The sequence below is a fragment of the Staphylococcus sp. GDB9P120P genome (assembly GCF_017893435.1).
Classification (GTDB): Bacteria; Bacillota; Bacilli; order Staphylococcales; family Staphylococcaceae; genus Staphylococcus; species Staphylococcus cohnii.
Map to the genome: position 1 here is coordinate 592,374 of NZ_JAESNB010000008.1, position 22,427 is coordinate 614,800.

The 22,427-nt window shown below is 32.6% G+C and carries 19 protein-coding genes; 1 reads left to right on the plus strand and 18 read right to left on the minus strand.

Annotated elements, in window-relative coordinates:
* Positions 1-17 precede the first annotated feature (17 nt).
* The 18 genes from rseP to ylqF form a co-directional block, all read right to left on the minus strand.
* Entirely contained in the window at positions 18-1,304 is a 1,287-nt protein-coding gene (gene rseP / locus KA856_RS08030) for an RIP metalloprotease RseP (protein ID WP_107386100.1), read from the minus strand.
* A gap of 306 nt (positions 1,305-1,610) precedes the next feature.
* Entirely contained in the window at positions 1,611-2,387 is a 777-nt protein-coding gene (locus KA856_RS08035; RefSeq protein ID WP_107384731.1) for a phosphatidate cytidylyltransferase, read from the minus strand.
* Between the two features lie 17 nt (positions 2,388-2,404).
* Positions 2,405-3,166 (minus strand): isoprenyl transferase, encoded by a 762-nt coding sequence (locus KA856_RS08040; RefSeq protein ID WP_107384730.1) that lies wholly within the window; start codon positions 3,164-3,166, stop codon positions 2,405-2,407.
* Between the two features lie 227 nt (positions 3,167-3,393).
* Positions 3,394-3,948 carry a ribosome recycling factor gene (gene frr / locus KA856_RS08045; protein WP_107384729.1) on the minus strand — a complete coding sequence of 185 codons (555 nt, stop codon included), beginning with the start codon at positions 3,946-3,948 and terminating at the stop codon, positions 3,394-3,396.
* A 16-nt stretch (positions 3,949-3,964) separates the two neighbouring features.
* The gene (gene pyrH / locus KA856_RS08050; protein ID WP_107386101.1) at positions 3,965-4,687 is read right to left on the minus strand and encodes a UMP kinase; all 723 of its coding nucleotides are present in this window, start codon (positions 4,685-4,687) and stop codon (positions 3,965-3,967) included.
* 134 nt (positions 4,688-4,821) lie between these two features.
* Entirely contained in the window at positions 4,822-5,700 is an 879-nt protein-coding gene (gene tsf / locus KA856_RS08055) for a translation elongation factor Ts (protein WP_107384728.1), read from the minus strand.
* A gap of 93 nt (positions 5,701-5,793) precedes the next feature.
* Positions 5,794-6,585, minus strand: coding sequence for a 30S ribosomal protein S2 (gene rpsB / locus KA856_RS08060; protein ID WP_040030607.1), 792 nt, complete (start codon positions 6,583-6,585; stop codon positions 5,794-5,796).
* Positions 6,586-6,967: 382 nt separating this feature from the next.
* Positions 6,968-7,741, minus strand: coding sequence for a GTP-sensing pleiotropic transcriptional regulator CodY (codY, locus tag KA856_RS08065; protein ID WP_107384727.1), 774 nt, complete (start codon positions 7,739-7,741; stop codon positions 6,968-6,970).
* 23 nt (positions 7,742-7,764) lie between these two features.
* Complete coding sequence (gene hslU / locus KA856_RS08070) at positions 7,765-9,177, minus strand: ATP-dependent protease ATPase subunit HslU (RefSeq protein WP_107384726.1); 1,413 nt, start codon at positions 9,175-9,177, stop codon at positions 7,765-7,767.
* A gap of 111 nt (positions 9,178-9,288) precedes the next feature.
* Positions 9,289-9,831: an ATP-dependent protease subunit HslV gene (gene hslV / locus KA856_RS08075; protein ID WP_107384725.1), complete on the minus strand. Its 543-nt coding sequence runs from the start codon at positions 9,829-9,831 to the stop codon at positions 9,289-9,291.
* A 3-nt stretch (positions 9,832-9,834) separates the two neighbouring features.
* Positions 9,835-10,725, minus strand: coding sequence for a tyrosine recombinase XerC (gene xerC, locus KA856_RS08080; protein ID WP_107386102.1), 891 nt, complete (start codon positions 10,723-10,725; stop codon positions 9,835-9,837).
* A gap of 119 nt (positions 10,726-10,844) precedes the next feature.
* A complete protein-coding gene (trmFO, locus tag KA856_RS08085; RefSeq protein WP_107386103.1) occupies positions 10,845-12,152 on the minus strand; it encodes an FADH(2)-oxidizing methylenetetrahydrofolate--tRNA-(uracil(54)-C(5))-methyltransferase TrmFO in 1,308 nt (435 codons plus the stop codon).
* Between the two features lie 148 nt (positions 12,153-12,300).
* Entirely contained in the window at positions 12,301-14,367 is a 2,067-nt protein-coding gene (topA, locus tag KA856_RS08090; protein ID WP_107386104.1) for a type I DNA topoisomerase, read from the minus strand.
* A 193-nt stretch (positions 14,368-14,560) separates the two neighbouring features.
* A complete protein-coding gene (gene dprA, locus KA856_RS08095; RefSeq protein ID WP_107517964.1) occupies positions 14,561-15,433 on the minus strand; it encodes a DNA-processing protein DprA in 873 nt (290 codons plus the stop codon).
* A gap of 227 nt (positions 15,434-15,660) precedes the next feature.
* On the minus strand, positions 15,661-16,566 hold the full coding sequence (sucD, locus tag KA856_RS08100) for a succinate--CoA ligase subunit alpha (protein ID WP_019468459.1): 906 nt from the start codon (positions 16,564-16,566) through the stop codon (positions 15,661-15,663).
* A gap of 21 nt (positions 16,567-16,587) precedes the next feature.
* On the minus strand, positions 16,588-17,754 hold the full coding sequence (gene sucC, locus KA856_RS08105) for an ADP-forming succinate--CoA ligase subunit beta (RefSeq protein WP_019468460.1): 1,167 nt from the start codon (positions 17,752-17,754) through the stop codon (positions 16,588-16,590).
* Positions 17,755-17,861: 107 nt separating this feature from the next.
* A complete protein-coding gene (locus tag KA856_RS08110; RefSeq protein WP_107384720.1) occupies positions 17,862-18,632 on the minus strand; it encodes a ribonuclease HII in 771 nt (256 codons plus the stop codon).
* A 9-nt stretch (positions 18,633-18,641) separates the two neighbouring features.
* On the minus strand, positions 18,642-19,502 hold the full coding sequence (gene ylqF, locus KA856_RS08115) for a ribosome biogenesis GTPase YlqF (protein WP_107384719.1): 861 nt from the start codon (positions 19,500-19,502) through the stop codon (positions 18,642-18,644).
* Positions 19,503-19,849: 347 nt separating this feature from the next.
* Between ylqF and KA856_RS08120 the strand changes: the two genes are divergently transcribed.
* Positions 19,850-22,426, plus strand: a complete 2,577-nt coding sequence (locus KA856_RS08120; protein ID WP_107523485.1) for a YfhO family protein — start codon at positions 19,850-19,852, stop codon at positions 22,424-22,426.
* Position 22,427: the final 1 nt, after the last annotated feature.

The window sequence follows — 22,427 nt, forward strand, 5'->3', positions numbered from 1 at the left end:
TTACATGCTCTCTCCTTTTATAAGAAATAACGTTGAATGTCATTCCATGTCACTAAGACCATAACAATTAATACAAATACTGCACCAATCGCAATAATGGTAGTTTCTGCTTTTTTGTTTAATGGCTTTCTGAAAATCGCTTCATATATTACGAATAAGATACGTCCGCCATCAAGTGCTGGGACTGGTAATAAATTCATCAACCCTAAATTGACACTGAGCAATGCTGTCCAAGAAATTAAATTGATAATGCCTGTTTTAACAACAGAGTCAACCGTATGGTAAATACCGACAGGACCATTTAACATATCAAATGAAAATTGACCTGTAAAAATGCTCGCAATCATACTTAAAATCGCAGTAAATATCAGTTTCCCAGCTACAATTGTTTGTTTTACACCTTCAGCAATAGGTTTAAATACTGTATGTTCAGTAGAAGCAGTATAGCCTAATAAATATTTTGTTTCTGAATGTGTTTTAGTTACTTTTTGTTCGTATTTTTTCGGTTTTACTTGTAAATTTTCTGTTTTGCCATCTCGTTCTACTTTAATTTGCGTCTTTTTGTCTTTAACCTGTGACATTGCTTGATCTATATCAGATTTACTATCGATAGATTTGTCATCAATTTTCACGATAGTGTCACCTGTTTTTAAGCCAGCGTGTGCTGCTGGACTATCTTGCGCAACTTTATCAACTGTATTTGTTGGTGTACCTTGATAATAAGCTAAGCCAATAAATAATACTAATGTAAGTAAGAAGTTAAATAACGGACCCGCAAACAGTGTTAAGAATTTTTGATAAGGTTTCTTGTGTGTGAATTGTCGGTTTTTAGGAGCAATTTGAATTAAACTACCATTTTCAACAAAATAAGCTTTGTCAGCAATCTGATAATGATGTCTTTGTTGATCATATGCAGTTACACCTTCTATATATAAATCTTCTTTAAAATCACATTGCTTAACTTCCATTGCTTCAATTTGTTGGAATTTGTGTTGATCATCTAAAATGATGTGTGTGATTTCATATTTATCATTTAATTTTATCTTTACATGCATACCTGGTTGAACGGGTGGTTCTTCCAATCCGTCACCTGCCATTCTTACATATCCTCCAACTGGCAATAAACGAATGGTATATAAAGTTTCATTTTTTCTGAAGCTGAAAATTTTTGGTCCCATTCCAATTGCAAATTCTGGGCACATAATGCCAGCTCTTTTTGCAAAAAACATATGACCGTATTCATGAACCGTTACAAGAACACCAAATACGATTATAAAAGAAATAATTGTCACTAGAAAACTCAAATTGATACACCTCATATTTTCCGTAAGATTGTTCCATTATTTTATATTATTATAATATACAAGAAATTTAATGCTTTTGATTATAAAATTATAACATAACACTACCGACTGATACACGTAACTTTATACAGTATAAAAAATTTTCACGACTTACCTCTTAAATATATACGATTCATTTTATAAACTTATGAAAAGGAGTTAAAAATTTAAATGTCTCATGTGATCAATCATCAACATTTAAATTAATAACTCCTTTTATTTTTCAATTATACAATTTTAAAAGCACATCATTTCTTTCAAAATCACTTAAATTAAAAATATATTTAATAATGGTAAAACAAACATAAAACTATCGAATCGGTCTAATATTCCGCCATGACCAGGTAAAATACGTCCAGAATCCTTCACACCAAAATGGCGTTTAAAACCTGACTCCACTAAATCACCTAGCTGACCAAACATACTCAAAATAACTGTACATAATAGCAATAACCATATTGCAATATTAAAGTCTATAAACATCACCATTATAAGTGGAACAATCAGACTACAAATAATACCACCTATGAATCCTTCAATTGTTTTATTAGGACTGATTACTGGCCATAATTTATGTTTGCCCATTAATCTACCAAAAATGTATGCACCAGTATCAGTAGACCACACAATTAAGAAAGCTAACAGTATGTAATGTAATCCCTCTGATCTTGTTTCATAAAGATACATAAAACCTATGCCTACATAAGCTATAGACATTAAACAAAAAGCAGCATCCATAAAACTAAATCTATTTTTAGATAACACAGTATAACTTAATAAAATAAAACTCATTGCTATCAAAGATTTTAATTGTAAATCATTCACCCATGTACCTGCTTCTTGCGGTATCATAATAATTAAAATTCCTAATGCACTTATAATTCCTGGGATGGATAAGAACTTTATCATATTCATATTTAACAATTCCTTGAGACCTATAAACGCTAATAAATATGAAAAAAGCATTAGTACAAGCCCACCCTTTAACAATACAGGTAGAAAAACAATAAGTGCTATTATTGCTGTTAAAGTTCTAACTTTCATACTATTCTCCTAACTATCTATAATCCCCCAAAACGTCTTTGACGAGATTGATAAATTTTAATACAGTTTATTAATTCTTCTTTGTCAAAATCTGGCCAAAATTTTTCATTGAATATAAATTCACTGTAAGATACTTGCCAGATAAGAAAGTTACTAATTCGTTGTTCACCTGAGGTTCTAATTAAAAGGTCTGGATCAGGATAATGGTGGGTCATTAAATGTTCGTTAATCAATTGTTCTGTAATATGTTCACTGGATAAGCCTTCTGAAGATAATTTTTCATAAATTGATTTTACACTATGGACAATTTCAGCACGTCCGCCATAGTTAATTGCAAAAATCAGTTTTAAACCTGTATTATCTTTGGTTTGGTCTTTTGCTTTATTTATAGCTTCAAGTGTTGCTGTTGGTAAATCATTTAAAAAACCAATGGTTTCTACTTTAACATTATTTTCTATTAATTCTGGTAAAAAGGTTTTTAAGAAATTAACTGGTAGGTTCATAATATAATTAACTTCATTTTTAGGTCTAGTCCAATTTTCAGTTGAAAATGCATACAACGTTAAATATTTAATACCTAAATCACTAGCTTCTTTAGTTATTTTTTTGATCGTTTGCATACCTTGGTAATGGCCTTTTATTCTAGGCAGCTTTCTTTGTTTAGCCCAGCGTCCATTGCCATCCATAATAATTGCTATATGATTAGGTACATTATGTAAATCCAAGCCAATGTTGGATTCGTTAGGCTGATTTTTTTTCTTGTTTAGCTTTTTAAACATGGTATTTCCTCCGAGCGTTATCATCTCTGCTTTTTATATTAGCTTCTAAATGCAATTATCTATCATTTTATCATACTAGATAAGCGCAATGAATAAACAAATAAAAAAACTGTACCAAAGTCTGATTTGATACAGTTCAGATAAATTTATAATATGCTTTATTTTCAATATCAAACAACTAAAAGATAGATATTTACTCACAAAAAGTCATATCATAATTACCATGTTTATACTGACATAATATCTTGTTCTTTTTCTTCTAATAATTTATCAATGTCATTTATAGAATCGTCAGTTATTTTTTGAACTTCATTTGTTTGAGTTCTTAGGTCATCTTCAGTGATGTCACCATTTTTCTCTTGTTTTTTAAGCTCGTCATTCGAATCACGACGCACATTTCTAACTGCAACTTTAGAATCTTCGCCAATTTTTTTAACTTCTTTTACAAGCTCTTTACGACGTTCTTCTGTTAATGCAGGTACACTTATACGGATTACTTCACCATCACTAGATGGATTCACACCTAGGTTTGCTGCATTAATGGCTTTTTCAACATTAGCCACTGATGATTTATCGTATGGTGAAATGACTAAAAGACGTGCTTCTGGCACACTGATACTAGCAAGTTGCTGTATAGGTGTTGGTGCTCCATAATAATCAACAGTAACACCATTTAAAAGGTTTGAATTTGCTCTACCAGCACTAATGTTGGCTAATTCTCTTGAAAGACTATCAATTGATTTTTTCATCTTTGTTTTCGTGTCATTAATTATGTCACTCATATTATACACCTCTAAATTATTTTGTAATTAATGTTCCTATTTTTTCACCCATAACAGCACGTTTGATATTCCCTTCTTCTGTAATAGAGAACACATTCAATGGAATATTGTTATCCATACAGAAAGAAGATGCTGTTGAGTCCATGACTTGTAATCCTTCTTGTAACATTTGAATATGTGTTAAATGTTCATATTTAACTGCATTTTCATCTTTTTTAGGATCTGCAGAGTAAACACCATCAACATTATTTTTGCCCATTAAGATAACATCTGCTTCTACTTCAGCAGCACGCAGAGCTGCAGTTGTGTCAGTTGAGAAGTATGGATTACCTATGCCAGCTGCAAATATCACAACTCGTTTTTTCTCTAAGTGTCTAATTGCACGACGACGAATATAAGGTTCTGCAACTTGTTTCATCTCTATAGAAGTTAACACACGTGTATCACACTCTAATTGTTCTAGACTATCTTGAAGTGCTAAAGCGTTCATGACAGTAGCCAACATACCCATATAATCGGCTGTGCCACGATCCATACCAAGGTCACTACCAGTTTTACCTCTCCAGATATTTCCTCCACCAACAATCACTGCAATCTCACAATCCATTTTTGCTACCTCAGCTACTTGTTGAGCAACACTTTTAATAATTATCGGATTAATCCCGAATCCGTCTTGACCTGCTAGTGCTTCACCACTTAATTTTAAAACGACACGTTTATATTTAGAAGTTTGAGCCATTGTCTTATCCTCTCTATTGTGAAAATATGTATTTGATACAAGTAAAGAAGACACAGTAGAACTTCCAATATAAAAGTAAGTCTTTCATACGGAGCACAAAAAGGTGTCTTCTTTCTTGTTCAAACTATGAAAAATTATTTCATTTGTCCTTTTACTTCGTCAGCAAAGTTTTCTTCACGTTTTTCCATACCTTCGCCTACTTCATAACGTACGAAGTCAACTAGTTTTCCACCTTTTGATTTTAAGAAAGCTTCAACTGTTTGATCAGGATCTTTAACAAAGTTTTGGTCAACTGCACAAATTTCTTGTAAATATTTACGTAAACGACCTTCAACCATTTTCTCAACGATTTTTTCTGGTTTTCCTTCGTTTAAAGCTTGTTGTTTCAATACTTCTTTTTCATGAGCAATTTCATCTTCACTTACTTGTTCAGATGAAACATATTTAGGGTTAATCGCAGCAATATGCATAGCTACATCTTTAGCAGCATCGCTATCAGTAGTACCTTCAACAACTGTTAATACACCGATACGTCCACCCATGTGTAAATATGAACCAAATGCATCACTATCTGATTTTGTTCTAACTGCAAAACGACGGATACTTAATTTTTCACCGATTGTAGAGATTGCTTCTTTCATGCGTTGATCTACAGATTTACCGTCAGCTAATTCAGATTCTAATAAAGCTTCAACAGTATCTACTTTACTATCTAACACTTGGATAGCAATTTCTTTTACTAATTCTTGGAAACCTTCGTTACGTGCTACGAAGTCAGTTTCTGAATTAATTTCTACGATTGCTGCTTCATTTCCTCTTTCTTCTACATGTACTAGTCCTTCTGCAGCGATACGGTCAGCTTTTTTAGCTGCTTTTGCAATACCTTTTTCACGTAGGTAATCAATAGCTTTATCAATATCACCATCAGTTTCTGTCAACGCTTTTTTACAATCCATCATACCAGCGCCAGTTTTTTCACGTAATTCTTTTACAAGTTTAGCTGAAATTGCCATTTCATATTCCTCCATTATTTAATGAATTTTAATATATTTATTTTAAAAAAAGGTGATAAGCTTATATATCTTATCACCCATTTTACATTATTCTTAGTTTGATTCAACAGAAGTGTTTTCTTCAGTTGTTTCTGCTTCAGTAGCTTCTTCTTTTGATTCATTTAAATCAATGTTTTGTTCAGCTGCTACTTCTTCATTTGATACACCTTGTTGACCTTCTAAGATTGCATCTGCCATTTTACCAGTTAATAATTTAACGGCACGGATAGCATCATCGTTTGCAGGGATAACATAATCGATCTCATCTGGATCACAGTTAGTATCCACAATACCAACGATTGGGATGTGTAATTTACGTGCTTCAGCAATTGCGTTGCGCTCTTTACGAGGGTCAACTACAAATAATGCTTGAGGCATAGATTTCATATCACGAATTCCGCCTAAGAATTTAATTAAACGGTCATATTCTTTTCTAAGTTCTACTACTTCTTTTTTAGGTAATACTTCGAATAAGCCATCTTCTTCCATTTTTTCAATTTCAGAAATACGTTTGATACGTTTTGAAATTGTTTTATAGTTAGTTAAAATTCCACCTAACCATCTTTGGTTAACGTAGAATTGACCAGCACGTTCTGCTTCAGCTTTTACTGATTCTTGTGCTTGTTTTTTCGTACCAACGAATAAAACTTTTCCGCCATCTTCTGAAATTTGTTTGATAAAGTTGTAAGCTTCTTCTACTTTCTTCACTGTTTTTTGTAAGTCGATAATGTAGATACCGTTTCTTTCAGTGAAGATGTATCTTTTCATTTTTGGGTTCCAACGGCGTGTTTGGTGACCGAAGTGAACACCTGCTTCTAGTAATTGTTTCATTGAAATTACTGCCATAAATAAAATCCTCCTATTGGTTTTTTACCTCCATAAAAAGCTCATATAAACACGATAATAAGTTATCGCACCCTTTATACTTCCGCTCTTTATGTGCGTATTGGCTTAATAGCCGTGAATAAATATATCATATTCATACATATAAAGCAATAGTTCAGCTTATAATTTCTCATTAATAATGGCATGGTCTCAAGTTGTATTTTTACAAATTCAGATAACACGATTCCACCCCAGTATGAGATGCTTAATATGAAATGCTTAAGTTTAAAAATGACATTGTATTTATTTTTTACATATTTATCAAATCAACGCATAACGCATGGATATACAAAATGATGTGAATAGTGTAAATAGCAAATGCACGAATTAGCTATTCTACGTTTTATTTTATTCTATCTAATTCATCTAAGAATTTTTCTTTTTTAACTTTAATAAACGTACCTTTCATACCTAATGAACGTGATTCAATAACTCCAGCACTTTCTAACTTACGTAATGCATTAACAATCACAGAACGTGTAATACCAACTCGGTCAGCTACTTTAGACGCAATTAGCAAGCCTTCTTTACCACCCAGCTCTTCAAAAATATGTTCAATAGCTTCACTTTCTGAGTATGATAACGAATTGATTGCCATATTGATTGCAGCTTTATCTCTTGCTTCTTGTTCAACTTCATTATGTTTTTCACGCAGAATTTCCATACCAATAACTGTAGCCGCGTACTCACCTAAAACGAGATCGTTTTCAGAAAAATCGTCTTGTACACGCCCAAGTACTAACGTACCTAGTCTTTCTCCCCCACCTAGTATTGGAAAGATAGTTGACTTACTATCTTTAAATACATCTTTATTTTCAGGTGGGAAAACTGAAAGAGCACTTTCAATACCAATGTTAGATTCTGTCTCTTTTACATCCATTAACTTGTCAGTATATTCTACAGGTATATGTCTATTTTCTAACATTTGAATAATACGTTCATTTTTTAACAATTCATTTAAACTTGATCCTAAAATTTTACCTTTTCTTGACACAATAAAAACATTTGTCACTGTTACACTGCTTATTGTTTGTGCGACGTCTTTAAAGTCTACAGCAATTCCTTTGTGCTTTTGCAAAAGTGTATTTAATTCTCTTGTTTTTGATAATAAGCTCATATTACTTCTCCTTTTTGTTTGTATTATAAAATAAATGCACTTAAATCTTTATTTGTTGAAATTGATTTCAACTTATCATCAACATATTGAGGTGTGATATCTACGACAGCATGTGGCATGCTCGGTGCTTCAAACGATAAATCTTCCAACATTTTTTCAAGTATTGTATGCAATCTACGCGCGCCAATATTATCTGTATCTTGATTAACTTGAAAAGCAATTTCTGCCAGACGTTTAATCGCTTCTTCAGTAAAATTAACTGTTACTTGCTCTGTTTGAAGTAGCGCTTCATACTGTTTAATTAATGATAATTTAGGTTCAGTTAAAATGCTTACAAAGTCTTCCACAGATAGGCTTTCTAATTCAACACGAATTGGGAAACGACCTTGTAATTCAGGTATTAAATCACTTGGTTTTGAAACATGAAATGCTCCTGCGCCAATGAATAGCATATGTTCAGTATTAACAGTACCATATTTGGTTTGAACCATGCTACCTTCAAGTATAGGTAAAATGTCTCTTTGAACACCTTGTCGTGAAACGTCTTGACCTGAATTTTGATTGTTCGTAGCCACTTTATCTATTTCATCAATAAAAATAATTCCCATTTGTTCAGCTAGCTCAATCGCTTCTTGGTTGGCAGTTTCTTGATCAATCAATTCATCAGCATATTCATCTGTCAAAATATTTCGAGCTGTTTTGACTGGTACTTCTCTTTCCACTTTTTTCTTAGGCATAAGTTGGTTCATCATATCTTGCATTTGTTGATTTTGATTTGTTCCTAACATACCTAAGGCACCTGGGTCTTGCTCGACTTTTAATCTCACTTTTTCTTCTTCAAGTTCACCATTTAATAATTGTTGTTTAATTTCAGAACGCTTTGTTTTGATTTCTTCTGTTGGTGTATCTTCTTCATCATCTTCATTATTTTGACCAAAATTGGGTATTGCTCCACCAAAAAGAGACTCTAAAGGGTTATTACTATTACTGCTATTCGCTTTCTTCTTCATACTTGGTACTAAAAGTTTAACTAATTTTTCATTTGCTTTATTTCTCGCTTCATCTTTAACTAACGCTTTCTTTTGATCTTTAACTAATCTAACAGCAATGTCAACCAAGTCTCTAACCATACTCTCAACGTCACGACCAACGTAACCTACTTCTGTAAATTTCGTAGCTTCTACTTTAATAAAAGGTGCGCCAACCACTTTAGCCATACGTCGCGCAATTTCCGTTTTCCCTACACCAGTTGGTCCAATCATTAAAATATTTTTAGGTGCAATTTCTTGTTTCTCTTCATCAGAAAGCAAGCTCCGTCTATATCTATTTCTTAATGCTACTGCTACCTTGCGTTTAGCGTCATCTTGACCGACTATATATTCGTTAAGTTTTGAAACGATATCTTTTGGCGTTAATTTAATACCATTCGACTCCATAAGATAAATACCTCCGTTACTATATTTTCTTCAAAAACTCGTCATTTATTATGCATTTATTTCATAATTTTTTAGTTTTTGTTATTTCTACTTACGTTAAAACATGAATTTTTAAAGTTCTTCTACTACGATTTGGTCATTCGTGAATACGCAAATATCTGATGCAACTTTCAAACTTTCATAAGCCATCTCGCGCGCGCTTAAATCTGTCGCATGACGTTTTAATGCTCTACCTGCACTTAGGGCATAGTTACCACCTGATCCAATTGCAATCAAATCATCATCTGGTGCAATCACTTCCCCAGTACCACTCACCACAAGGATGGAATCTTTATCCATAACAATAAGCATTGCTTCTAGTTGTCTTAACTGTTTATCGCCTCTCCATTCTTGCGCTAATTCGACAGCAGCTCTTTCCAAATTACCACTAAACTGTTGTAATTTTGTCTCGAACTTTTCAAACAGTGTAAATGCATCTGCCACACTACCTGCGAATCCTGCTAACACTTTATCATTATATAAGCGTCGAACTTTTCTAGCGGTTTTCTTCATAATCACTTGTTCTCCAAGTGTTACTTGACCATCACCAGCCATTGCCGAATGTCCATTATGTTGTACTGCGAAAATAGTTGTCGCATGAATAGATGTACTCATATATTAATTCTCCTTCTTTGCACGAGGATGTGCATTTAAATATACTTTTTTAAGCTGTTCATTCGTAACATGTGTATAACGACCTGTCGTCGATAAATTAACATGTCCTAATAACGATTGCACTGTTCTTAAGTCAGCGCCTTGATTTAACATATGTGTAGCAAACGTATGTCTTAATTTATGCGGATGTATATCTGTCACACCTGCAGTTCGTTTCACTACATCATTCAACACATAACGAACGCCACGCTCAGTGATAGGCGCACCGTTCATATTAACTAACAAATAAACGTGTTCGGTACTTTTTTTGGGTCTAAATGTTTCTAAGTAATGTTCAATGCTCTGTTTACAAAATTCGCCGAAAGGGATAAACCTTTCTTTACCACCCTTACCTAAAACTTTAACACCTGGCAAATTCATGTCCAAATCTTGTTCTTTGATATTTACTAATTCTGAAACCCTAATCCCAGTTGCATATAAAAGTTCCAAAATAACACGATCTCTTAAACCTTTTTTTAAATCTTGCTCTACTGTTTTAAATAATGCTTCCATTTCTTCTTCATAAAAGAAATGCGGCAAATACTGTTCTTTTTTCGGATGAACTAATTGTATAAATGGATTTATAACACTTTCATCTTGTACCATCCAATACTCATAAAAACTTCTCAGCGTAGAAATTTTACGAGAAACCGTTGTTCTTTTCAAGTTTTTTGAATATAAAAAGCTTAAGTAATTTCTTGCATCTTTATATTCAAAATTAGCTAAGCTTAAATGCTCTTGATTTAAAAAATCATTAAATTGTTCTAAATCATCATGATATGATTTTAATGTATGATCTGAAAAATGCCGTTCTACTTTAAGCATATATAAATAAGCTTGTTGGATTTCTTCCAATAAAAACCCCTCCATCGATATAAATTGTAGCATATCGATGGAGGGAACTGCGAAAAATAACTATTAAATTGAGAAAAACTTTTTTTTATTTTCTGAATCACTTTTTCATTCTATTAAAATCATAATGTTTCTTTAAAGTTGTCCAAATATGATAAAGCTCTATGAGCGAGTTGTTCATATCTTATTTTTTTATCTTTAATTTTTTCATCTAAAACTGGTAGCAAACCAAAATTAGCATTCATCGGCTGGAAGTTTTTTTCATTTTTTGCATGAGCAATATAATAAGCCATGCTACCTAACATTGTTTCTCTAGGGAAAATAACCTTTCCTCTATTTTTAATTTTATGTGCTACGTTAATACCAGCAATCAAACCACTTGCCGCACTTTCTACATAACCTTCTACACCAGTCATTTGGCCAGCAAAGTGAAGTGTTTCTTTTCCTTTTAATTCATAAGTCTCCGTAAGTACATCAGGAGAATTAATAAATGTATTTCTATGCATAACACCATATCTAACGATTTCAACATTTTCTAAACCCGGTATCAATCTAAGCACTTCTTTTTGTGCACCCCATTTTAGATGTGTTTGAAACCCTACTAAATTATACAAAGTACCAGCAGCATCGTCCTGACGTAATTGTACAACAGCATATGGTATTTCACCAGTCTTAGGATCTTCCAAGCCAACTGGTTTCATTGGACCAAACAATAACGTTTTACGTCCACGTGCTGCCATTACTTCAAATGGCATACAACCTTCGAAATATTTTTCTTTTTCGAATTCATTCACAGGTGCTACCTCTGCTGCTAATAAAGCATCATAAAATTTATTAAATTCTTCTTCGGTCATAGGACAATTTAAATAAGCCGCTTCACCTTTATCATAACGTGATTTTAAATAAACTTTATTCATGTCAATACTGTCTTTTTCAACAATCGGTGCTGCAGCATCATAAAAATATAGCTGATCTTCACCTGTTACATCAACAATTTCTTGTGCTAATTGATCTGTTGTTAGCGGACCAGTAGCAATAATAGTATATCCTTCAGGTATCGTATTAATTTCTTTATTCATTACAGTTACATTCGGGTGATTTTTCAACGTTTCAGTAATATAACCTGCAAAATCATGTCTATATACAGCAAGTGCTCCACCAGCAGGTACACGTGCTTTATCTGCTGCGGTTATAACGAGAGAATCCATTCGGCGCATTTCTTCTTTTAATACACCCACGGCATTAGTTAGCGCATTGCCACGTAATGAATTGGAACATACTAATTCAGCAAACTTATCTGTATGATGTGCTGGAGTTTGTTTAACCGGCCTCATTTCAATTAAATTTACTTTTATGCCTCTTTGCGCTAATTGATAAGCGGCTTCTGAGCCAGCTAAACCAGCTCCTACAACATTGACAATTTGAGTCATATATTATCCTCCTATACAAAAAATAGCAACTACGATACTAATTTATAAGTTTAATAACATATCTCTACATTATAAATATGAATCGTAAGTTGCTAAATATTATTAAAAAAATACTTTCTTTTCCTAATAATCAATTTATATATAATTGTTATTTTTGTTCTTCTTCTTTGTAATCACAGTTTGAGCAAATAACCTGACTTTTACGTCCTTGTTTTTTCTCAACTAAATAGTGTTCACATTTTGGACAATCACGTCCAATTGGTTTATCCCAAGTCACAAAATCACATTCAGGATATTTAGAACAACCATAGAAGATACGATTTTTCTTAGACTTACGTTCAACGACATCGCCCTCTTTACATTTAGGGCAAGTCACACCAATTGTTTTGACGATTGCTTTTGTATTTCTACAATCAGGGAAGTTAGAACATGCCATAAATTTACCATATCGACCCATTTTTATAACCATAGGTGCACCGCAAACTTCACAATCTTCTCCAGCAGGTTCGTCCTTAATTTCTATTTTTTCCATTTCTTCTTCTGCACGTTCAACATCTTGTTTAAAGCTATTATAGAAATCTGAAATAACTTTTTTCCATGCTATCTCACCTTCTGCAACTTTATCGAGTAATGTCTCCATATTAACTGTAAAGTCTACATCAATAATTTCAGGGAAGTATTCTTTAACTTGTTCATGAACAATTTCACCTAATTCGGTAGGAACAAAACGCTTACTCTCATTTTTAACGTAGTTTCTTTTTTGAATTGTATCAATTGTAGGTGCATAAGTTGATGGACGTCCTATTTTCATTTCTTCCAAGGTTTTTACTAATCTTGCTTCGGTATAACGTGGTGGAGGTTGTGTAAAATGTTGTGAAGGTTCAATATTTGTTGCTGTAACCATTTCACCTTCATTTATATTAGGTAACTTATTTTCTTTACCTTCATCTCCATCATCTTTTGTTTCTACATATAAAGTCATAAAACCTTTGAATTTGATTGTTTGTCCATTGGCTCTAAATTTCAAATCATTTTGCGTTAAATCTAATGCTACCGTATCTAAAATAGCTGGTGCCATTTGACTTGCCACAAAACGCTCCCAAATTAATTTATATAATCTATATTGATCCCTAGTTAAATAATTTTTCATTTCGCTAGGTGTACGCAAAGTACTAGATGGTCTAATAGCTTCGTGGGCATCTTGGTCTCCTTGACCTTTAGATTTACGATTTGAGGTATATTCATTCCCATAAGTATCTTGAATATAACCTTTAGCTTCACTCTTGGCTTGTTCAGAAATTCTAGTAGAATCTGTACGCATATAAGTGATTAAACCAACTGTACCTTGTTTTTTCAAGTCGATACCTTCATATAATTGTTGAGCAAGCATCATTGTTTTACGCGCTTTGAAATTCAATTTTCTTGCAGCTTCTTGTTGTAGTGTTGAAGTCGTAAATGGATTTGCAGGATAACGCGTCTTCTCTTTTTTTGTTACTTTTGTAACTTCAAATTGATCTCCATCAAGTTGTGATGTAATCGTCTCAACTTCATTTTTATTAGTTAATTTATATGGTTTGTTTTTATAATGTAAGAATTTAGCACTAAATTTTGATTTTTTATATCTAAATTCCCCTTCTATTTTCCAATATTCTTCTGGCTTGAAATTTCTGATTTCATTTTCACGATCTATGACTAATCTTAAAGCGACTGATTGTACGCGACCCGCAGAAAGTCCTTTTTTAACTTTCTTCCATAAAACAGGTGAAATATTATAACCTACTAAACGGTCTAAAATTCTTCTAGCCTGTTGTGCATCCACGAGTTCCATTTCTATGCCCCTAGGATGTTTAAAACTTTGTTTTACTGCATCTTTTGTTATTTCATTAAATACTACTCTATTTTCAGTTGAGTCTTCTAAATTTAATATATTCGCTAAATGCCAAGCAATTGCCTCACCTTCACGATCGGGGTCACTTGCTAAGAATATATTTTTTGCTTTCTTAGCATGTTTTTTTAATTCCTTAACAACAGGACCCTTGCCACGTATAGTAATATATTTGGGTTCATAGTCATTTTCTACATCTACGCCCATTTGGCTTCTTGGCAAATCTCTTACATGCCCCATAGATGCGATAACTTTATATTTTTTACCTAAATATTTTTCAATGGTTTTAGCTTTTGCAGGCGATTCAACTATGACTAAATTTTCTGCCAAAGTAGTTACCCCCTTGCATTTCTAATTACAAAGATAAATGATAAACGGTCTATTTTGTTTTTGTCAATGTTTTTAATTTTAAATTCATTTAAACAAAGGCATATTTAGCTTTAATTATTGGAAAAGACACCGATTATTCACATCTTTTTTATAAATCAAAAAGTATTCTCGTACAATTTTATTTATATCAATTTTAATCAAAATCATCTATGATATCTTTCGGTGAAATTACAATTTTTGCGCCTTCTTGTGCACTCATTAGGTTGCCCATTGTCATATTATTAAACATTGAACCTGGTAAAACATATACTTCTCTATTTTGTTCTAATGCGCAATTTGTTGTAATTGAAGTGCCACTTTTAATTGTAGATTCTGTTATCAATACACCTTTCGAAAGACCACTAATCAATCTATTTCTTTCTGGAAAATGGTGTTTAAGCGGTTTTTGATAAGGCAGATATTCACTAATGACTAATCCTGTTTGTTCTAACTGTTTCCTAAGTTTTTGCGTCGATTTTGGATAATGATTAAGGTGGCCAAAGGCTAACACTGCAATAGCTGAAATATGATTTTCTATAGCGTATTGATGTGCTACTTGGTCTGCACCTTCTGCTAATCCAGAAACGATAGTTAAATTCTTCTTTTTAAATGAAGGAAAAAGGAATTTCAGAGCATCCCTTGTATAATCAGTAGCATGTCTAGAGCCGACAATTGCAAGGTTTTGATCACGTGCAGTTAATGCGATATCTCCTTTATAAAAAAGTATGAACGGGGGATCGTGTATTTCACGAAGTAAATTTGGATAAGATGGATGGTTAAATCCAATAAAATTAATATTCCATTTATATAATTGCATCAGTATAGCATCAATATGATAGTTAACAAAATCATGATATATTTGATATTTCTTTTGAGATTTAGTAGTTGATAAATATAGTTTTAATATTGTTTGTTGTTCACGCTTAGTGTATGACAGAAAATTGCTTTTAAATTTAAGTAACCGATGTATTTGCTGTGTGGACAGTCCTGAGAAACGTAATTTTAAAAATAGATAATCTGTGTTCATATATCGTGCTCCTTTATAAAATCATTATAAAGTAAATCGATATAAAGTCAGTTTACAAATTAAATTCATTTACACTACATTTGTAATCTATTTTTAAAAAGAAATTTAAATGAGTACAGTACATAATCTTCATATCATACAAATTTCATACACTTAAAATAGCACAAACTCCAACATATTTCGGGAGTTTGTGCTCATTTTTAATACTATTTTATTGTTAATTTATACTATTTAACAGTAAGTAACTGTTCATAGATACCTGCTTCTTTTGCAGCATCAATTAACGTAGTACCAATTTCTGATGGTGTATCTGCAGTCTTCACACCACAACTATTTAATGTTTTGATTTTCTCATCTGCAGTACCTTTACCACCAGAAACAATTGCGCCAGCATGACCCATACGTTTTCCTGGAGGCGCTGTTTGGCCACCAACGAAACCTACAACAGGTTTATTCATATTAGCTTTAATCCACTCAGCAGCTTCTTCTTCTGCTGTACCGCCAATTTCACCAATCATAACAACTGCTTTCGTTTCATCATCTTCATTAAATTGTTTTAATACATCGATGAAGTTAGTACCGTTAACTGGATCTCCTCCGATACCTACTGCAGTAGTTTGACCAATGCCTTCTTCAGTCAACTGATGTACAGCTTCATAAGTCAATGTACCTGAACGTGAAACTACGCCCACATGACCTTTTTTGTGTATATAACCAGGCATGATACCAATCTTACATTCGTCTGCAGTAATAACACCTGGACAGTTTGGTCCAATAACACGTGTTTTCTTACCTTCTGAATAACGTTTCACTTTAACCATGTCGATAACTGGAATATGCTCTGTAATACATATAGCTAAATCTAACTCAGCTTCAATGCATTCTAAAATAGCATCTGCTGCAAATGGAGCAGGTACATAGATTACTGAAACGGTTGCACCAGTTTCTTTTTTAGCTTCTTCAACAGTATTGAAAACTGGTACGCCTTCAACCACTTGTCCACCTTTACCTGGAGTTACCCCTGCAACAATTTGCGTACCATATTCAAGCATTTGTTTTGTATGGAAAAGTGCAGTAGACCCTGTGATACCTTGTACAATTACTTTTGTATTTTTATCTATCATTACGCTCATCTTAGCGTTCCCATCCTTTCCTTACGCTTCTTTTACAAGTTTTACGATTTTTTGTGCGCCTTCTGCCATTGTTGCAGCCGGTTCAATAGCTAATCCTGATTCTTTCAGAATTTCTTTACCTCTTTCAACATTTGTACCTTCTAAACGTACAACTAACGGTAAAGTTAATTCTACTTCTTTAACTGCAGCAACAATACCTTCAGCAATAATGTCGCATTTCATAATGCCACCAAAGATATTAACAAAGATACCTTTTACGTTTTCATCACCCAATATGATTTTAAACGCTTCAGTAACTTTTTCTTTCGTTGCGCCGCCCCCTACGTCAAGGAAGTTCGCCGGATTACCACCAAAGTGATTGATTGTATCCATTGTCGCCATTGCAAGACCAGCACCATTTACCATACAGCCAATGTCGCCATCTAATGCAATGTATGATAAATCATATTTAGAAGCTTCGATTTCTTTTGGATCTTCTTCTTCTAAATCGCGTAATTCTTGGATATCTTTATGTTTAAATAACGCATTGTCATCAAAGTTGAGTTTTGCATCTAATGCAAGTACTTGCCCATCACCTGTAGTTACAAGTGGGTTAATCTCAACAATTGAACAATCCTTTTCAATAAATACATTATAAAGTGATACTAAAAACTTAGCTGCTTTATTAATAGATTCTTTAGGAATATTAATATTGAAAGCAATTCTTCTTGCTTGATAAGGTGCTAATCCAACAACTGGATCAATTGTTTCTTTGAAGATTTTTTCGGGTGTTTCAGCAGCAACCTTTTCAATTTCAGTACCGCCTTCTTCTGATGCCATCAAAGTTACTCTATCAGTTGCACGATCAATTACAAATCCAACATAATATTCTTTTTGAATATCGCAGCCTTCTTCTATGTAAAGGCGCTTAATCTCTTTACCTTCTGGTCCAGTTTGATGTGTTACTAATGTTTTTCCTAACAATTCTTTTGCATATGTTTCCACTTCAGATAGTGATTTTGCAATTTTAACACCGCCTGCATTACCTCTACCCCCGGCGTGAATTTGCGCTTTTACAACATATACATTTGAATCTAATTCTTTTGCCTTTTCAACTGCTTCTTCAACAGTAAATGCTACACGTCCTTCTGGGACAGCAACGCCCATTGAACGAAATATTGCTTTACCTTGATACTCGTGGATATTCATTCTCCATCCTCCTGTTTCTTAGGTTAAGTTCATATTTAATTATAGGAAATGAAAGCGCTATTGTAAACTGATTTAAACTACTTATTTCAATTCTTTTAATTTTTAGATTATTTATAAAGTGATTTAATTGGTTGAAATGTTTTTCTGTGGACATTTAAAATGCCGTGATTTTTAATTGCATCTAAGTGTTGCTGAGTACCATAGCCAACGTTTTTTTCAAACCCATATTCTGGAAATTTTTGGGCAAGCTGAGTCATATACCTGTCTCTATTTTCTTTGGCTAAGACACTTGCTGCAGCAATCGATACACTTTTAGCATCACCTTTCACAAGAGATGTTTGATCGATATTTGTTTCTAAAGTCATCGCATCAATGAGTAAATGTGTTGGCTGAACTGACAGCCCATTAATAGCACGTTTCATAGCTAATTTTGTCGCTTCATAAATATTGATTTCATCAATTTCCTCTACAGTAGCATAGCCGAATGCATAAGCATGTAATTCCTCTAATAATTGACGTTCTAATACTTTTCTTTTTTTGGCAGTAAGTTGTTTCGAATCATTAAGACCTGTAAAGTGATGATCATGATTTAATATCACCGCACAAGCGACAACTGGTCCTGCAAGTGGACCTCTCCCTACTTCATCAATACCACAAATTATCGCACTTTCATCATTTGCTAATATTTGATTTTCATAAAATGTCATGGCTTGATATTGATTTAATAATTGTTGTTCTTTATCTAGTTGTTTTATTCTTGTTGCTATTGCTTTTTGAACCCCAATACGTTCATCCTTATAAAATGGTTGAAGTTGAATGTCGCTTGTGTTGTGTAACGTTGCTAATTGGTCTTTAATTTCTTTTATCGTTTGCTTCATAAATTTATGTTACACATCCATTTCTTTAATAACATCAAACGTATATGTTCCGATTTTTGCATTTCTAATTTCATGGATGATTAATTCAATGACCGCTTCATAGTCAACCTCATTACCGCTACGCAACAATCCTCTACGACGTCCTATAGCATCAAACCATTCTAAATTTTCAGCTTCTATTGGCACATCGACCTTATAGTGATTTTTCAATCCTTCATAATCATAGGTTTTTAAAAATTCAAGACCATAAATCGCAACTTCATCCAAATGTACAATACTATCTTTAATCGCTCCGGTAATACTTAATTTTTTCCCTACAAGTTGATCTTCAAATTTAGGCCAAAGTATACCTGGCGTATCTAATAATTGAAGTGAATTTCCAACTTTGATCCATTGTTGTTGCTTTGTGACACCAGGTGTATTTCCAGTTTTAGCAATGGATTTGTGTGCTAACTTATTAATGAGTGTAGATTTTCCAACATTAGGAATGCCGACGATCATCGCACGTATCGCACGTGGTTTTAGACCTTTTTTCTTTTCACGGTCAAATTTTTCTTGTGTTGCTTTAATAGCTGTTTGCTCTACTAATTTTAGTCCTTTTCCATGTTTAGCATCGATTGCCACTGGATAATAGCCTTTTTCTTTAAAATAAGACTCCCATTTTTCTAATTCTTTTAAATTCGCCATGTCTTTTTTATTCAAAATAACTACTCTCGGTTTTTGTTGTATCACGTCATCAATCATTGGATTTCTTGAACTATAAGGAATACGGGCGTCAACAAGTTCAAAAACAACATCTACTTTCTTTAATTGTTCAGCAACTTCGCGTTTTGCTTTTGCCATATGTCCTGGATACCATTGGATTACCATTTACTTCACCTTTCTTTTTACGTTTATTCGTTTGTTTTTCAAAATTTTATATTTTATTCATACCATTCATTGACCTTAAAATCATAACACGAGCGGTGAATAGAGATAAATAAAAACTTGTATTTACTTTATTTAAAAAACTAATTTACACTATTTTCCTATAATAAGTGCCCAATTGTCTATAACAGACCTTAAACTAAGCAAATTTGTGTCCTTCAATACTAAACACCAAAATAAATATAATCTTGAGATTAATTTTTTTGAAATAAAATAATAGTAATTTTTATCAATAAATCTAAAAAATCGTTACAATAGAATTAAAATAATTCAATTACAGGAGACTACTCATGAAAAGGATGCTTTTTTACATATTATTATGCTTTATATTAGCAATCATTGGTCATGGATATGTCATCTATAGATTTATAAATGATGGTGTTTTATTTACAGGGCCCAACGATGGCATGGAACAAATGATTCCAATGCAAATGTACTTGTATGATAAATGGAGTCATGGACAATGGTTTTACGCCACTGATTTTGGATTAGGCGGAGATTTTTTTACTGACTTAAGTTATTATTTTTCAACTAATATTTTATTTATGATGAATGTGCTGTTTATCTTTATAATAAAATTAGTTGTCAATATAAATACGCAAGACATCATGTTTTGGATGACAAATGCTATTGTCATATCAGTATTTAAATCAACATTAGCGATGTTAGCAACTTTTGGTTTTGTACGTTACATTACACATAACAGAAGCATTGCACTACTATCGTCATATCTTTTTGTAATATCACCACTCTATTTTAGGTTTACTGTATATTGGCCTTTTTTCAGTGATATTTTTATATTATTACCGCTACTCTTATGGTCTATTGAATTATTTTTGCAAAAAGAAAAAAAAGCTATGTTTATTATAGTAGTCACAGTTTCATTAATTAATAACTTTTATTTTGCATATTATCAATTAATCGTAGGCCTAATCTATTTCACGGTTAGGTTAATATATAAGCATAAACATGATATCGTTCCTAGACTTAAAGCAATATACACAATCCTCATTGCTGCAATTTTAGCACTTGGTTGTAGTCTTTTCTTTTTTTATCATGGCTTACGTGCTTATACCAATAATAGACGTATACCTTTTAATGGAGACGTAGATGCTTTTGAACCCTTCAACCAAAATACGAATTTATTTTATGACAATTACCTAATAGTGATTTTATTTATAGTGATACAAGCACTGTTATCATTTAAACTGTACAAACATTTTTATTTTAAGTTATTCGCTTTCTTTATGATCCTTACGATAGGTGCTAATTATTTACCATTTGTCGATCAGCTCTTTAACGGCTTTTCTGCTCCACAAAAAAGATGGCATTACTTAATAGCTTTTAACGCTGCATTGCTCATTGGACTATATGCAAAATACTTTAGCACTTTAACGGTTAAAAACTATCTTTTTTCATCAATCATAAGTTTAAGTTTTATCTTTATAAGCGCTTGGGTTTATGATGATTTCGTTTCTTGGCTTTGGTTTACACCTATTGTTAGTTTAATTGGCTTATTAGTATTGTGTATTCATGTTCCAACTTATCGTAAACGTTTAGCTTATTTTTACTATACTGCCATATTGATATTAGCAACACTCGTTGTAGCTGTTTTTATACGCAATCAAATTTATTTTGAAGATCATGTTGAACGAGCAAATCGTTATTATGTCAATGCAAGTCTTTTTAACACACCGTTACAAAGACAGTTAGTCTCTGAAATGAAACATTCTAAGACCGAAGACGAACGTATCGATTGGCGTGTTAATGAACAAGATAACACACCTATGTATCAATTTTTTAAAGGTTCAAGTATATACTCAAGTATCTTTCACCATAATATTTTAGACTATTACTACGATGATTTAAAAATTAACCTGCAGTCTGAATCAGTGAGTAGATACCAAAGTACTAATGGGCGACAAAATATTAGCAGTTTATTTTCAATGAAATATTTAATGTTAAAAGATTACGAAAACAATGTTCCTAGTTATTTTAAAAAAGTAAAAAGTGAAGGACAATATCACATTTATGAGAATACTTTAAACTTACCTTCCGTAAAAGTGAGTGATCAAATCTATAATGCCGACGCTTTAAAAACACCTATCGATCGAGAACATGCGATGTTAGATGGTGTTGTTATAAAAAATAAAGGTGAGACTTATACGGACAATGCACAAAACCTTATCAATTCAACTAAAATAGTTTATAAAAATGTAAAAATGAAAAATCATAATCAAATCTATCTGCCCAAAAACCAAGGTCAGATTAAAATTCATGTTCCAAATCACATAAGAAAACGTTATTCAGACTTTTATTTAAGTTTAAAAGTTCAACGTGGCAAACCCGATAGTAACTACACAATTAATATAAATAATTATGCTAACCACCGTTTATATAACAATTCAACCTATAAAACTGGCGTTGAAAACCAATTATATAGGACGCAACCAGATAAAGATGGTAATATTAACATAGCTATTAATCCTAGAGGTAATTATTATTTTGAAATTCAAAGTCTTCATGGAGAAAACTATAATAAACTTAAAAAAGCCTATAACACAAAACAAAATCATTATTATAATGATATTAACAATGGAGTTAAAGTGAAGTTAGCGCCACACTCTGAGGGTATCGCAACGATTAACATTCCTTATCGTGACGGTATGATGGCCTACATAGATCATAAAAAAGTAAAACCTAAAAAAGTAAATTATATGATGACTGGTGTGCCAGTCTCAGAACAAGATCATGAAATTGTCATTAAATATCGACCGAAATATTGGTTTACGATGATTATAATTTCAGGTATAAGTATCTTAATAAGTGCTTTTTGGTGTCTAAAACAAAAATCTAAATTTAAATAAA

What these genes read in the sequence shown, in the direction of transcription:
- KA856_RS08120 (WP_107523485.1), top strand. Translation starts at nt 19,850, where the DNA reads ATGAAAAGGATGCTTTTTTACATATTATTATGCTTTATATTAGCAATC.
- pyrH (WP_107386101.1), bottom strand. Translation starts at nt 4,687, where the DNA reads ATGGCTCAAACTTCTAAATATAAACGTGTCGTTTTAAAATTAAGTGGT.
- KA856_RS08040 (WP_107384730.1), bottom strand. Translation starts at nt 3,166, where the DNA reads ATGTTTAAAAAGCTAAACAAGAAAAAAAATCAGCCTAACGAATCCAAC.
- trmFO (WP_107386103.1), bottom strand. Translation starts at nt 12,152, where the DNA reads ATGACTCAAATTGTCAATGTTGTAGGAGCTGGTTTAGCTGGCTCAGAA.
- sucD (WP_019468459.1), bottom strand. Translation starts at nt 16,566, where the DNA reads ATGAGCGTAATGATAGATAAAAATACAAAAGTAATTGTACAAGGTATC.
- KA856_RS08110 (WP_107384720.1), bottom strand. Translation starts at nt 18,632, where the DNA reads ATGAAGCAAACGATAAAAGAAATTAAAGACCAATTAGCAACGTTACAC.
- hslV (WP_107384725.1), bottom strand. Translation starts at nt 9,831, where the DNA reads ATGAGTACATCTATTCATGCGACAACTATTTTCGCAGTACAACATAAT.
- rpsB (WP_040030607.1), bottom strand. Translation starts at nt 6,585, where the DNA reads ATGGCAGTAATTTCAATGAAACAATTACTAGAAGCAGGTGTTCACTTC.
- sucC (WP_019468460.1), bottom strand. Translation starts at nt 17,754, where the DNA reads ATGAATATCCACGAGTATCAAGGTAAAGCAATATTTCGTTCAATGGGC.
- codY (WP_107384727.1), bottom strand. Translation starts at nt 7,741, where the DNA reads ATGAGCTTATTATCAAAAACAAGAGAATTAAATACACTTTTGCAAAAG.
- frr (WP_107384729.1), bottom strand. Translation starts at nt 3,948, where the DNA reads ATGAGTGACATAATTAATGACACGAAAACAAAGATGAAAAAATCAATT.
- ylqF (WP_107384719.1), bottom strand. Translation starts at nt 19,502, where the DNA reads ATGGTAATCCAATGGTATCCAGGACATATGGCAAAAGCAAAACGCGAA.
- hslU (WP_107384726.1), bottom strand. Translation starts at nt 9,177, where the DNA reads ATGGAGTCGAATGGTATTAAATTAACGCCAAAAGATATCGTTTCAAAA.
- KA856_RS08035 (WP_107384731.1), bottom strand. Translation starts at nt 2,387, where the DNA reads ATGAAAGTTAGAACTTTAACAGCAATAATAGCACTTATTGTTTTTCTA.
- tsf (WP_107384728.1), bottom strand. Translation starts at nt 5,700, where the DNA reads ATGGCAATTTCAGCTAAACTTGTAAAAGAATTACGTGAAAAAACTGGC.
- dprA (WP_107517964.1), bottom strand. Translation starts at nt 15,433, where the DNA reads ATGAACACAGATTATCTATTTTTAAAATTACGTTTCTCAGGACTGTCC.